At 68.9% G+C, this 13,293-nt stretch carries 11 protein-coding genes; 6 read left to right on the top strand and 5 right to left on the bottom strand.

All coding sequences use genetic code 11. The features are described from left to right. Positions 1-151 precede the first annotated feature (151 nt). The 3 genes from ACZ79I_RS36705 to ACZ79I_RS36695 all read right to left on the bottom strand — a co-directional run bounded on the left by ACZ79I_RS36705 (position 152) and on the right by ACZ79I_RS36695 (position 4,727). Entirely contained in the window at positions 152-2,413 is a 2,262-nt protein-coding gene (locus ACZ79I_RS36705) for a nitric oxide reductase activation protein NorD (protein ID WP_471503612.1), read from the bottom strand. A gap of 33 nt (positions 2,414-2,446) precedes the next feature. Continuing rightward, the gene (locus tag ACZ79I_RS36700) at positions 2,447-3,253 is read right to left on the bottom strand and encodes a CbbQ/NirQ/NorQ domain-containing protein (RefSeq protein WP_471503610.1); all 807 of its coding nucleotides are present in this window, start codon (positions 3,251-3,253) and stop codon (positions 2,447-2,449) included. Positions 3,254-3,347: 94 nt separating this feature from the next. Next, positions 3,348-4,727 carry a ribulose-bisphosphate carboxylase gene (locus tag ACZ79I_RS36695; protein ID WP_471503608.1) on the bottom strand — a complete coding sequence of 460 codons (1,380 nt, stop codon included), beginning with the start codon at positions 4,725-4,727 and terminating at the stop codon, positions 3,348-3,350. Between the two features lie 386 nt (positions 4,728-5,113). Here ACZ79I_RS36695 and ACZ79I_RS36690 point away from each other — a divergent pair, with 386 nt between their 5' ends. The 5 genes from ACZ79I_RS36690 (at position 5,114) to ACZ79I_RS36670 (ending at position 10,507) form a co-directional block, all read left to right on the top strand. Next, positions 5,114-6,022, top strand: a complete 909-nt coding sequence (locus ACZ79I_RS36690; protein ID WP_471503606.1) for a LysR family transcriptional regulator — start codon at positions 5,114-5,116, stop codon at positions 6,020-6,022. Positions 6,023-6,110: 88 nt separating this feature from the next. After that, the gene (locus ACZ79I_RS36685; RefSeq protein WP_471503604.1) at positions 6,111-6,239 is read left to right on the top strand and encodes a hypothetical protein; all 129 of its coding nucleotides are present in this window, start codon (positions 6,111-6,113) and stop codon (positions 6,237-6,239) included. 340 nt (positions 6,240-6,579) lie between these two features. Continuing rightward, positions 6,580-7,662, top strand: a complete 1,083-nt coding sequence (locus ACZ79I_RS36680; RefSeq protein ID WP_471503602.1) for a class 1 fructose-bisphosphatase — start codon at positions 6,580-6,582, stop codon at positions 7,660-7,662. Positions 7,663-7,672: 10 nt separating this feature from the next. Beyond that, complete coding sequence (locus tag ACZ79I_RS36675) at positions 7,673-8,548, top strand: phosphoribulokinase (protein WP_471503600.1); 876 nt, start codon at positions 7,673-7,675, stop codon at positions 8,546-8,548. A 753-nt stretch (positions 8,549-9,301) separates the two neighbouring features. Then, complete coding sequence (locus ACZ79I_RS36670) at positions 9,302-10,507, top strand: cytochrome P450 family protein (RefSeq protein ID WP_471503598.1); 1,206 nt, start codon at positions 9,302-9,304, stop codon at positions 10,505-10,507. Positions 10,508-10,680: 173 nt separating this feature from the next. Here ACZ79I_RS36670 and ACZ79I_RS36665 read toward each other — a convergent pair whose 3' ends face one another. Next, positions 10,681-11,103, bottom strand: coding sequence for a secondary thiamine-phosphate synthase enzyme YjbQ (locus ACZ79I_RS36665; protein ID WP_471503596.1), 423 nt, complete (start codon positions 11,101-11,103; stop codon positions 10,681-10,683). 164 nt (positions 11,104-11,267) lie between these two features. On the opposite strand from ACZ79I_RS36665, the gene ACZ79I_RS36660 reads away from it, so the two are divergent. Further along, positions 11,268-12,353 carry an NAD(P)-binding domain-containing protein gene (locus ACZ79I_RS36660; protein ID WP_471503594.1) on the top strand — a complete coding sequence of 362 codons (1,086 nt, stop codon included), beginning with the start codon at positions 11,268-11,270 and terminating at the stop codon, positions 12,351-12,353. 64 nt (positions 12,354-12,417) lie between these two features. Here ACZ79I_RS36660 and mltG read toward each other — a convergent pair whose 3' ends face one another. Then, positions 12,418-13,251 (bottom strand): endolytic transglycosylase MltG, encoded by an 834-nt coding sequence (mltG, locus tag ACZ79I_RS36655; RefSeq protein WP_471503592.1) that lies wholly within the window; start codon positions 13,249-13,251, stop codon positions 12,418-12,420. Between the last annotated feature and the right edge of the window lie 42 nt (positions 13,252-13,293).

Raw genomic sequence — 13,293 nt, 5'->3', positions numbered from 1 at the left:
TCCCGCCGGGCCGGTTCCCGGAGTACCGGGCCGACCGATGGCCGCAGAAGAGCGACAGGCGAACCGGACGGCCGGGATTGCCGTACCTCACCGGCGTCCGGCCCGGAGGTTCCTCACGTCTCACCACGACCCGGAACGTGTGCTCGTACCCTCACTTCGTGAGGGCCATGAACAGCTCGGGCAGCTTTTCGGGTAGTCGGGCGATGTTGTCGACCACTGTGTAACGCTGCCCGAATATGTCGGACACGTACTCGTCGGCATGAGCGTCGAGGCTGATGCAGTAGGTGAAGACGCCGTCGCGGTCGAGTTCGGTGACGGCTCGGCGCGCGTCCTCGATGAGCATGCGCTCGTCCTGCACGTCGATGTCGGCGGGTTCACCGTCCGTGAGGATCAGCATCAGCTTCTTGTCGGCCTCGCGGCCGGACAGGTAGTGGGCGGCATGGCGCATGGCGGCGCCCAGACGGGTGGACCAACCGGCCTGCATGGCGGCGATCCGCGCCTTCACATCGTCGTCCCAGTGCTCGGAAAAGCCCTTCATGTGCAGATAGCGCACCTGGTGGCGGGTGTTCGAGTGGAAGCCTCCGATGGCGAAGGGGTCACCCAGTTGCTCGATCGCCCAGGCGAGCAGCGACACGGCCTCCTGGGAGAGTTCCAGAACGGTCTGATCGGCGCCGGGCACCTTCTCGTTCAGCGACTCCGACAGGTCGAGGAGGAGCAGTACGGCGATGTCACGGCCGTCCGTCCGGTGGCTCATGTTGACGCGCGGATCCGGGGTCGAGCCGCTCTTGAAGTCGATCAGCGAACGCAGGGCGACATCGAGGTCCAGCTCACTGCCTTCTTCCTGGTACCGGATGCGCACCTTCTCCTGCGGCTTCAGCAAGTCCAGCAGGCGCTTCAGACGCTTGGCCAGGGCAGCATGCTTGAGCAGCAGGCTCTCGATGTCGGCGGCCTTACCGGAAGGGTGCAGGCCCTCGTGGACAGTCACCCAATCGGGCCGGTAGGTGAGGGTGTTGTAGTCCCATTCGGGATAGTGGCGCGGTGGAAGGCCGTTGATCTCCCTGTCCGGCTCCGTCGCCGGCTCGCGCTCGAACGACTCTTCCTCGTCGGCTTCCTCGATGAATCGCCACATGTGGCGGTTGTCGTCGCGGTAGTCCACCACGGTGCCCTCGAACCAGACCTTGGCGAGCTGATCGCTCTGGCGCCGGCTCCTGGCGACGTACTCCAGAGCGAGGTCGGCCATGGCCACGGTGCTTCCCTCGCCGCCGGACAGGGCGCCGTGGAAACGGTCGGTGAACTCGAGCACGAGCGGGTCGGTGTAGCCGTGGTCGGGGTCGATGAACGCGCGGGACAACACGGCCAGTCGATGGCGCAGGCAGGACATGGTCTGCGGGTCGCAGGCGCCTTCGACCGGCTGTGGGTGGAGAGCGAGGAACACGCGCCGCAATCCGGGATACTCGCGGCAGAGCAGGGTGTCGATGCGGGCGTCCTCGAAGAACTCCACCGCCATCCGCTGGAACGGGCTCCAGTTGTCGGCGGTCTGCGCCTCGGTCCAGCGCCGGTGGCCGGCCATGTGGGCCAGCGTGGCGCGGTACCGGTCGATGCCGGGGATGTCGCCAGCATCCTCGTACGCGTCCGGCACCCGCATCCCCAGCTTGTCGAAGTAGGGCACCGGTTTGCGCAGCTCGTGGTAGGCCGTGGAATAGGGAACGAGCTGTTCGCTGTCGTTCCACAGGCCGCGCAGGTACAGGTCGAGTTGGCGTTCGTTGTCGGCGAAGAGGGTGCCATGGCGCTCGCGGGCGAGCACGGCGCGGCTGTCCGGCGACTTGAGCGCGAAGTACTCGCGCTGCTGTTCCGGGTGGTGGCCGTAGTGGCGGATGCCGTATGCGACCCAGTCTCGGAGCCCGGCGACAGTGAGCTGGTCGAGGAGATGCGGTGCCTGGTCGAGGAAGGTCGGCAGGCTCGGACTCTCGATCGTCGTGTGGTGGCCGTGGATGGAGACGGTGGTGCGCTCCATCAGGTCGAGGCACAGTTCGAGGTAGTTTCCGAGCTGCTCGCGCGTGTGCAGCCGTGTGGCAACGGCCGCGAGGGTCCCCAGGAAGGGGGCGATGGCAGGGCCGTTGGGTGAGCGCTGCATGCCCATGACGACGGCCATCACGTCGGGGAGCGCCGCCTCGCCGACCGCTCGGGCCACCTGCGGCCATACCTCGAGGAACTCAAGCATCGGCTCTACGCCACGGCCAAGCTTGCCGATCCTGCGAGCAGCGTCGAGGTACGCGTAGAGGCCATCGCGCGAAAGCAGCGCCGTGGCCTCTTTCAGGACGGCCTCGAACACCGCCTCGACCTCCGGGAAACGGGTGTCCAGGAGGGCCCGGTATTCCTGAGCGAGGAGCTGCTGGTCGTCTGTCTCAGTCATTGCGCAACCTGGGAGTCGGGCCGGCGGAGCGCATCACGCGAACGTCGCGTCGATGGCGTGGTCCAGCGTCGCGCGGATGTCGGCGTCGTCGGTGATGGGCCGCACCAGGGCCATCCGGCAGGCGTCGCGGGCGGCCACTCCCTCCTTGATCAGGATGGCGGCATAGACCAGGAGGCGCGTCGAGATCCCTTCGTCGAGGCCGTGGCCCTTCAGATTGCGGGCGATACGGCCGACCTTGACGAGCTGGGCTGCGGTGTCGGCGTCCAGTCCTGTCTCGCGGACGAGAACTCGGGCCTCCAGGTCCGCCTCCGGGTAGTCGAAGTCGAAGCCGGTGAAGCGCTGCTTGGTGGACTGCTTCAGGTCCTTCATGAGCGACTGGTAACCGGGGTTGTAGGAAACGACCAGCTGGAAATCGGAGTGGGCGGTGATGAGCTCGCCCTTCTTGTCCAGCGGCAGGACCCGGCGGTGGTCGGTGAGCGGGTGGATCACCACAGTGGTGTCCTGGCGCGCCTCGACTATCTCGTCGAGGTAGCAGATGGCGCCGATGCGGGCGGCGACGGTGAGCGGACCGTCCAGCCATCGAGTGCCGTTCGCGTCGAGCAGATAGCGGCCGACGAGGTCCGAGGCGGTCATGTCCTCGTTGCAGGCCACGGTGATGAGCGGCTTGCCCAGCTTCCAGGCCATGTACTCGACGAAGCGCGACTTGCCGCAGCCGGTCGGCCCCTTGACCATCACCGGCAGGCGCGCGGCATAGGCGGCTTCGAACAGCGCCACCTCATTGTCCTGGGGCTGGTAGTACGGCTCCCACTGGACGAGGTATTGGTCCTTCTTGTCGCTCATGACTCTTTCCGATCAGCGGGGTCGGGTCCTTGGGAGCGTCGGCCCCGCCCCGTACGGGGCCAACGCCTTGAGGGTGCTCGGCCCTCCGCCGTGCTTACTTGTGCACGCCCAGCTTGTCGCGCCAGCCGGGGAACAGCAGGTCGGCGTCACCCGGGAAGGACTCGAACGCTCGGGCGAACTCCTTGTTCTCCTTGGCGAACTCGATCGGGTCGGCCCCGGACTTCCAGCACTCGTAGGCCTGACGCAGCGAGGTGGCGCCGGCCGCCGGGGAGTCGATGTGGCCGTAGGCCCCGCCGCCGGCGGTGTTGATCACGTTGCCGTGGCCCAGGTTCTCGAAGAAGCCGATCAGGCGCAGGGCGTTCATGCCACCCGAGATGATCGGGGTGGTGCCCTTCCGGCCGTGCCACTTCTGGTAGTAGACCGGCCCCTGGCACTCGTCGCGCTCGATCATGTAGGCGATGTTCTTGTCGTCGTGCTCGCCTTCCATCTTGCCGTAGCCCATCGTGCCGACGTGGATGCCGGAGGCACCCTGCAGGCGGGCCATCTTGGCCAGCACGAAGGCGGAGTAGCCGCGGTTCGCGCTGGGCGAGGTGACGGCGCCGTGGCCGGCCCGGTGGTAGTGCAGGAACTGGTTCGGGAAGTTGCGGCGGGCAGTGGTGATCATGCCGGGACCGCCCACGTAGCCGTCGACCAGGAAGGCCAGCTTGTCGGCGTCCGGTCCGAAGGTCTCCAGGCCGAACTCGGCGCGGGCGAGCATCTCGTAGTGGTCGTCGGCGGTGATGTTCATCGAGAACAGCTTGGCCTCGCCGGTCTCGTCCATGGCGCGCTTCATGGCGTCGTACACCAGCGGAATGGTCTTCTTCATCGGCGCGAACGTCTGGTTGCCCTGGGGCTCGTCGTTCTTGATGAAGTCACCACCGAGCCAGAACTGGTAGGCCGCTTTGGCGAACGGCTCGGGCCGCAGGCCCAGCTTGGGCTTGATGATGGTGCCGGCGACATAGCCGCCGTCCTTGACCGGGCGGCCGAGGATGCGCCACATGTCCTCGATGTTGGTGGCCGGGAAGTCGAACTGGTTGATGGCCTCGTCGGGCACGTAGAAGTCGATCATCTTGCCGTACTCGATGTCGCCCATGCCCTGGTTGTTGCCGATCGCCAGGGTCAGGAAGGACACGATCATCATGCGTCCGTCGGTGACGTTGCGGTCGAAGAGCTCCAGCGGATAGGCGATCCGCATGTCTTCGGTGGCCTCGTCGATGTGGTAGACCAGCGCGTCGACGCCTCTGGTGAAGTCATCGGTGGTGGACACCTCGACGTTGGTGCCGGTGGAGGACTCTGCGGCGAAGTGCGCGGCGGCCGCGAGATAGCCGTGCCCGGCCTTGGGCTTCATCTTGTAGGCGACCAGGATGTGACGGCCGGCCTTGATCAGGTCCTCTTCGTTGAGGGACAGGTCGGCATAACGTGCGGACTGATCCATTGATTCGTCCCCTGTAATCGGATGAGAGTGAACTGAGGCACCTCTTGTGGCGGGACCAGTGGTGCCTACCGACGGGCTCGGGGCCCGCTGGCGTCTTCGCGAACGTGCTCAACCGCACACCCTGCGTACGCGTACTCCGCAGAGGGGCCGATCCGCAGCCACCCGCCAGGCACGGTCACGACGGGCGCGGATGCCGTCAGGTCCGGCGTTCTTCCTTCGGGTGCTGAGCATCTCCCGCTCCATGACGATGCCCTGCGCCGCCCTCCTCCCTGGTCGCCATCGCTGCTCGCCTTCCGGCCCTCCCTGTGAAGTGAGACAAGTCTCCAACACAAAGCAATCAATTAGAATTGAGACTTCTCTGTCGATTCATAAGGGATCGTTTAACTATGGCGACGAACGACCTGCCGGCGGCGGCCACCTGGGCCCGGCTGCAGACCTTCATGGCGGTCTACGAGACCGGCAGCGTGCGGGCAGCCGCCGAGGCACTGCACGTGACGCCGCCCGCGGTCTCGGCCGCCATCGCGGCCCTGGAGTCCGCGCTCGGCACGACGCTGTTCGGCAAGGCAGGTCGCGGCATCGTGCCCACCGACGCCGGGGAGACCTTCGCCGGGTACGTCCGCAGGCTGCTGGGCCTGCTCGTCGAGGCGGCGGGCGCGGTGCACGACGCCGACCGGGGCCGCGTGCGGATCGGTGCCGTCGCGACAGCCGGCGAGTACGTGCTGCCACCGCTGATCGCGTCGTTCGCACGGACGCATCCGCACGTCGAGCTCTCGCTGTCGGTGCTGCCCCGGGACGAGCTGTTCTCACTCGCGGCGGACCATGCCGTCGACGTGGTGCTCGCCGGCCGCCCGCCGCGGGGATCCGGCCTGGTGACCAGGGCACAGCGCCCGAACCGGTTGGTCCTCGTCGGCCGGCCCGGCCTGCGGGACGACCCGCTGACGACGACCTGGCTGCTGACCGCCCTCGGCTCGGGCACGCGCGACACGGCACTGTCCCTGCTCAGCGGGCTGGAGGCAGCGCCGCCGCTGCTCACCCTGGGCACGGCCGGCGCAGCCGTCGCGGCCGCCCGCCAAGGGCTCGGGGTCACCCTGGTGCACGAAGAGGCCGCCCGCCCGCAGCTGGCCGGCGGCGACCTGGCGACCTACTCCGTCCCCGGGACACCGCTCGAGCGCCCGTGGCACCTGTGCACCGCGTCGGAGCCCACAGCCGCGACACGCCTGTTCCTGCAGCACGTGTGCGACCCCGAGCAGGTGGGTGAGGCGGCATTTCACACCCGGTCCCGCCAGAAGGGGTGAGTACCCGCCGTGCTCCGGATCACATCACCCCGGCACGACGACCGCCCTTCGCACCGGCCGGCCCGCCCTCACCGAGACCGCGCAGCGGATGACCAACGGCTACCGCGGCGACCGGGCGGCCGCCGACGAGCCGGTCAGGACGATGCCGACCCGGCTCGGGACGGAGGGGATCCCCGCCAGCGACGTCACGCATCGCGCCCGTGCGGACTGCCGGTGACCGCCGAAGAACTGCCGGAGTCCATCGGCGGCATCGTGCTCTGTGGGTGGACGCCGGCACCAGGCGGTTCCCCGGCCAGGGCGGCGCACTGATCACCGAGGACCTCGCCACGACCAACGACTACGTAGCCCGGGTCGGCGCCCACCCGCCGCCGGGTCAAGCGCCGACTGCGACTCCGGATCCGGCAGGCTTGGCCCCGCGGTACCGGCCCGGAGACTCAGGGTGACAGTCCTCCCCGAACCGTACCCCCCTCCGGCCACCCGTTGGGGGGATGCGCCTCATCGGTGTCGCTGATGTGCTCACGGCACGCCCCGACAGACGACGGTGAGGAAGTGATGAGATGTTGACGGAACGCTCGACGCTGACCCAGTTCCTCATCGAGGAACGTCGACGTCACCCCAATTCGAGCGGAGAGCTCAACTCGCTGATCCTGGACGTCGCACTGGCGTGCAAGGCGATCTCCCGGCGAATCGCGTCGGGTGCGCTCACCGACCTGATCGGCAAGGCGGGTGCCGTCAACGTCCAGGGCGAGGCGCAGCAGAAGCTCGACGTCGTGGCGAACAACATCTTCCTGCGCACCAACGAGTGGGGCGGGGAGCTCGCAGGCATGGCTTCCGAGGAGTTGGAGGAGCCGTATCCGATCCCGCCCGAGTATCCGAGGGGCAAGTACCTGCTGACGTTCGACCCGCTGGACGGCTCGTCCAACATCGACGTCAACCTCTCGGTGGGCAGCATCTTCTCGATCCTCCGGGCGTCCGTCCCCGGCGAGGCCGCTCAGCCCGAGGACTTCCTGCAGCCCGGTACGGAGCAGGTGGCTGCGGGGTATGCGATCTACGGTCCGTCGACCATCCTGGTGCTCACGCTGGGAACCGGCGTACATGCCTTCACCCTGGACACCAACCTCGGTGAATTCTTCCTGACCCGCCAGGACATCAGGCTGCCGGAGGCCACCGCGGAATTCGCCGTGAACGCGTCCAACCGGCGCTTCTGGGAGCCGGCCATCAGCCGATACATCGACGAGTGTCTGCAGGGCACGTCCGGTCCTCGCGAGAAGGACTTCAATATGCGCTGGGTGGCCTCCCTGGTGGCCGAGGCGCACCGCATCCTCACCCGCGGGGGAGTGTTCATGTACCCGCGGGACACCAAGGACCCCGCGAAGGAAGGCCGACTCCGGTTGCTCTACGAGGCGAACCCCATCGCGTTCCTGATCGAGCAGGCGGGCGGCCTGGCGACGACCGGCCGGGAGCGGGTCCTCGAGGTGAAGCCCACCGGTATCCACCAGCGGATCGGGTTCATATTCGGCAGCCGTGAGGAGGTCGAGCGAATCGCCCGCTACCACGCAGAGCCGGCCGACGAGACCAGCGAGTCGATCGGGCGCTGGAACCCGTTGTACGGCGAGCGCGGCCTGTTCAACGCCATCTGAAGGAAGAGTCATGTCCGCCAAGCACCCAGTCGTCGCCATCACCGGATCCTCCGGTGCCGGCACCACCTCCGTGATGCGCACCTTCGAGCAGATCTTCCGCCGGGAGGGGGTCAACGCAGCCTTCGTGGAAGGTGACAGCTTCCACCGCTACGACCGCATGGCCATGAAGGATGAGATGGCCAAGGCCTTTGCCGAGGGTGACCACACCTACAGCCACTTCGGCCCCGAGGCCAACCTGTTCGCGGAACTGGAGGAGCTGTTCCGGCTCTACGGCGAGACGGGCACCGGACGCGTGCGGAAGTACCTCCACAACGCGGAAGAGGCGGCGCCGTACGGGCAGGAGCCCGGGACGTTCACCCCGTGGGAAGACCTTCCAGGTGACACGGACCTGCTCTTCTACGAAGGTCTGCACGGCGCGGTGGCCACCGGCAAGGTCGACGTCGCGCAGCACGCCGATCTGCTGGTCGGCGTCGTGCCGGTCATCAACCTCGAGTGGATTCAGAAGCTGCACAGGGACAAGTCGAAGCGCGGCTACTCCACCGAGGCCGTGACGGAGACCATCCTCCGCCGGATGCACGACTACGTGAACTACATGTGCCCGCAGTTCTCCCGGACCCATGTGAACTTCCAGCGCGTGCCGGTGGTCGACACGTCGAACCCGTTCATCGCAAGGACGATCCCGACACCGGACGAGTCCATGCTCGTCATCCGCTTCGCCGACCCGCGCGGCATCGACTTCCCCTACCTGCTCTCGATGCTGCACGACTCGTTCATGTCACGCCCGAACACCATCGTCTGTCCCGGCGGGAAGATGGATCTGGCGATGCAGCTGATCTTCACGCCGATGCTGTGGCGGCTCCTCGAGCGTCGCAACAAGGCACGGTGACACAAGGGCCCGGTGAGCCCCACGGTCTGGCAGATCCCCGATGCCGCAGCCATCGATCCGGCCCTGCCGGATCGGTCCGACGTGGCACGAGTTCCTCACCAGCAGGCCGAGGGTCTCATCGCGGCCGGTCTTTTCCGTACCGACACCGAGCCGGGCAGAAGTCCGTACGCACTTGCGTTCCTGGAGCACGCCACCCGGCACCTGCACATCACCTGCTGCACCGCCCACCCCGCACGGGACCGGGCGGTGCAGCAGGCCGGGCACCCCAGCGCCGGACCCGGAAGGCGAATCGAGTCCCCCTGCTTCCTGTTGCGGGACCGTGACGCAGGTCGGGGCCCGCCCCGCGGGCCCGGCCGGGAATCGCACGATCACCGCCGACCGCACCGCTGCGGCCTGGCCTTCCAGGCCCCCGGAACAGGGCCGACCACCTGGAGGCCCCTCCTGGGCCCGGGCGGACCGAGCCCGACGGCCGATCCTGGCACGACCGCACGGCCATGCCGTCTTGCCGTGCGCAGCTCCACGAGTCGGGCGACGTACGTGACCCAGGCCACAATGACGCCTCCCGCATGGCGTGAAATATCCTTGTTCTCCTGCGGGACATCGGCTTGATCACGCCAAGGGCCAACCCCGGCCGACGCAGCCGCTGCGCCCATGCCTGCGGGCATGCACGCCATGTTCCACCCCGGCAACGGAGGCACCACCCCTCGCTGCCGCACCGACAGGAGGCACAGGTTGACCGGCGCCAGCCCCCCCGTGAGATTCCACAGCAAGGGCGGAAACGAGCTCCACGCGCTGACGGACCGGCTCCGCGAGGCCGGCCCCGGCGTCCGTGTCCTGCTCCCGGAGAACGTCGTCGCCTGGTCCGTCACCCGCGGTGATCTCATCAAGAAGCTGGTCACCCACCCTCACGTCTCCAAGGACGCCCGCAAGTCCTGGCCCGGCTACGAGCCCGGCGCGATACCCTGGCTGACCCCCTGGGCCGACGTGGTCAACATGTTCACCTCCGACGGGGACGACCACAAACGCCTGCGCGGACTGGTCGGTCAGGCCTTCTCACCGGGACGCATCAAGGCCCTGCGCCCGAAGATCGAGAAGATCGCCGCCGAACTCCTCGACGACCTCGAGGCCCAGCCGGCCGGCGTGCCGGTGGACCTGCGCGCCTCCTACTCCTACCGGTTGCCCACCCGCCTGATCTGCGACCTCTTCGGCGTTCCGGAGGACCAGCGCCCGGCCATGCTGGCCTCGGTCGACGCGATGCTCGACACCACCGCCGACATGGAGCAGGCCCATGCCACTCGCAACGGGGTGTACGAGGCGATGCGCACCCTGGTCGCGTACAAGCGCGAGACTCCGGGCGACGATATGACCAGTGCCCTCATCGCCGCCCGTGAGCACGACGGGGACCGTCTCAGCGAGGAGGAACTCGTCAGCACCCTGCTCCTGATGATCGCCGCGGGCAGCGAGACCAGCGTCTCCCTGATCGACCACACCGTGTGTGCCCTGCTCACGCACCCCGAGCAGCTCGCCGCCGTCCTGAGGGACCCCGAGCGCTGGCCGGACGTCCTCGAGGAGAGCGTGCGCCTCCACCCTCCGCTCATGCACCTGCCGCTGCGCTACGCCACGGCCGACATCGACCTGGGCGACGGGGTCACGATCCACAAGGGTGAGCCGATCATCATCGGCTACGGGGCCCACGGGCGGGACCCGGGCATCCACCGGGACCGGGAACGCTTCGACATCGACCGTGCCGACAAGAACCACCTCGCCTTCGGCTACGGAGTCCACTACTGCCTCGGTGCCCCGCTCGGCAAGCTGGAGGCGCAGACCGCGCTCGCCGCGCTCTTCGCCCGCTTCCCCGACCTCGGTCTCGCCGTCGCCCCGGAGCAGTTGCAGCCCCAGTCCTCGTTCGTCGGCAACGACTACCAGGCCCTGCCGGTCCACCTCCGCAAGACCGGATGACCGGTCGGCTGGGCTTCCCACCCACGAGGACGCACAGCGGCGATCCGCCACGTCGTCCTCCGGGCCGGCACCTGGTCCTGCCGCGGTCCAGTCGGCCTCGCCGGCCCGCCGGCCTGGGCGTCTCCGGCACGGAGGGTACGGAGATTCCGCCGCCACCCCCAGGAGGCTCGTGGTCAGCCCAGGAAGCTCAGTCGAACCTGTCGGTCGACATTGTCCTTATTGGTGTCCACCAGGCACACCGACTGCCATGTCCCCAGTTCCAGCCGGCCGCCGATGACCGGCAGCGTCGCGTGCGGCGGAACGAGGGCCGGAAGAACGTGGTCGCGGCCATGGCCCGGGCTTCCATGGCGGTGCTGCCAGCGGCCGTCCGCCGGGAGCAGCGTGTGGAGCGTCGCGAGGAGGTCGTCGTCGCTGCCGGAACCCGTCTCGATGATCGCCACGCCGGCCGTGGCGTGCGGCACGAAGACGTTCAGAAGGCCGTCACGGCCGCCGGCCGCCTCCCGGACGAAGGCCGCACAGTCATGGGTCAGGTCGACGACCGTCTCCGAGGATCCGGAGGCGACATGGAGAACGCGGGTGCTGAAGGCATCGGGCATGCCTCCATCCTGGCCCATGCGCCCGTCTTCCCACCGGCCGACGGCCCGTCCGCCCCGCCGGCGTGGCGCGTCCACCCTCCCGGCGCGGGGGCGTTCGCTCCGGTCGTACGAACGGGCGCCGGACGCCGGGGAAGATCCGCGACCGCGGCACGGTTGCCGGAGACGTGAACACCACCGGAGCGCGCGACGTCGACGTGGCCGTCATAGGTGCCGGGCAGGCCGGGCTGTCCAGTGCCTACCACCTGCGACGCACCGGATTCGTGCCGGACCACGACTTCGTGGTGCTGGACCACTCCCCCGGTCCGGGCGGTGCCTGGCAGTTCCGCTGGCCCTCCCTGACGTACGGCAAGGTGCACGGGATGTACGCGCTGCCGGGCATGGAACTGGCGGACGCCGATCCGGCACGGCCGTCGTCCGAGGTCGTCGCCGAGTACTTCGCCGCGTACGAGCGCGCCTTCGGCCTGCGCGTACGGCGGCCGGTCGACGTCCGCGCCGTGCGCGAGGGCACCGGGGGGCGGCTGCTCGTGGAGACGACCGCCGGGACGTGGTCGACGCGGGCGCTGATCAACGCCACGGGCACCTGGGACCGGCCGTTCTGGCCGCGGTACCCGGGGCAGGAGACCTTCCGGGGGCGGCAGCTGCACACGGCCCGGTACCCGGGTCCCGGCGCTTTCGCGGGACAGCGAGTGGTCGTCGTCGGTGGCGGCGCGTCCGGCACCCAGCACCTGATGGAGATCGCCCCGTACGCCGCCGCGACCACATGGGTGACGCGGCGTCCGCCGGTGTTCCGCGAGGGCCCGTTCACCGAGGAGGTGGGGCGGGCGGCCGTGGCGCTCGTGGAGGAGCGGGTGCGGCAGGGCCTGCCGCCGCGGAGCGTGGTGTCGGTGACCGGGCTGCCGCTGAGCGACGCTGTCCGGCGGGCGGTCGCGGACGGGGTCCTGGACCGGCAGCCGATGTTCGACCGGATCGTGCCCAATGGCGTGGAGTGGTCCGGCGGACGGCATGTGGACGCGGATGTGATCCTTTGGGCGACCGGCTTCCGCGCCGCGATCGGCCATCTCGCGCCTCTGCGGTTGCGCACGCCGGGCGGCGGCATCCGGGTCGAGGGAACACGGGTGGTGTCCGATCCGCGGATCCATCTGGTCGGGTACGGCCCGTCGGCCAGCACGATCGGCGCCAACCGGGCGGGCCGCGCGGCCGTACGGGACATCGGGCGGCTGCTGGCGGGGGTACCGGCCGCCGCGGCATGAGGCGCGGCGGTGCGGGCGGCCCGTTGGGACGTCCGAGTCGGGGGATTACGCCGGTCCCCTCCGCTCAGGGGGATGCGGGGCCGCCGCCGCGCAGCCGGTTGAACTCGGCGACGTTGCGCTGCTGCTCGTCGTAGCTCGCCGTGAACCGCGTGTCGCCCGGCTTCACGGTGACGAAGTACAGCCAGTCGCCCGGTGGCGGGTTGAGTGCGGCACGCATGGCGTCCTCACCGGGATTGGCGATGGGGGTCGGCGGCAGGCCCCTGTGCCGGTAGGAGTTGTAGGGGCTGTCGATCTCCGTGTCGTCCCTCGTGGTGGTCAGGGTGAAGCGGTTCATCGCGTAGTTGAGGGTGGAGTCCATCTGCAGCGGCATGCCGCGCTCCAGACGGTTGAAGATCACCCGGGCCACCTTGCCCATGTCCGCCTCGGTCGCCGCCTCGGACTGCACGATGCTCGCGACGGTGACGGTCTGATGGAGGCTCATCGCCCGGCGCTGGGGGCCCGCGGCGATCGTACGGAGCCCGAACCGCTTGTTCGCGGTGTCCACCATGTACCGCAGCAGCGACTGGGGAGTCGATGTCCCGTCCACCGGATAGGTCGCCGGGAAGAGGTAGCCCTCGGGATTGCCGCGCGCGTCGCGCGGCAGCCTGAGACGAGCCTTGGCCAGGGACTTCTTCGTGGCACCCGGCGGCAGCCCGAGGGCCCTGTCGACGGCCGCGTAGACCTGCCCGGCGCGCCAGCCCTCCGGGATCACGAGGGGGGCACGGGGCTTCTGCTCACCGCGCAGGATCAGCAGCACCACCACCGCGGTGGCCATGGCCATGGTTCCGATCACGACGACGGCGACAAGCCCCCGGCGCGTCAGTCGCCTGCGCCTCCGTGGCGGCGTGTTCGTCTGCATGCGGGCACCGTAATCCCGCAGAAGCCATAAATCCGGCATATC

The sequence above is a fragment of the Streptomyces sp. PSU-S4-23 genome, assembly GCF_055632315.1.
Note: the sequence above shows the minus strand (reverse complement) of the source record. Positions and strands in the feature narration are given on the sequence as shown.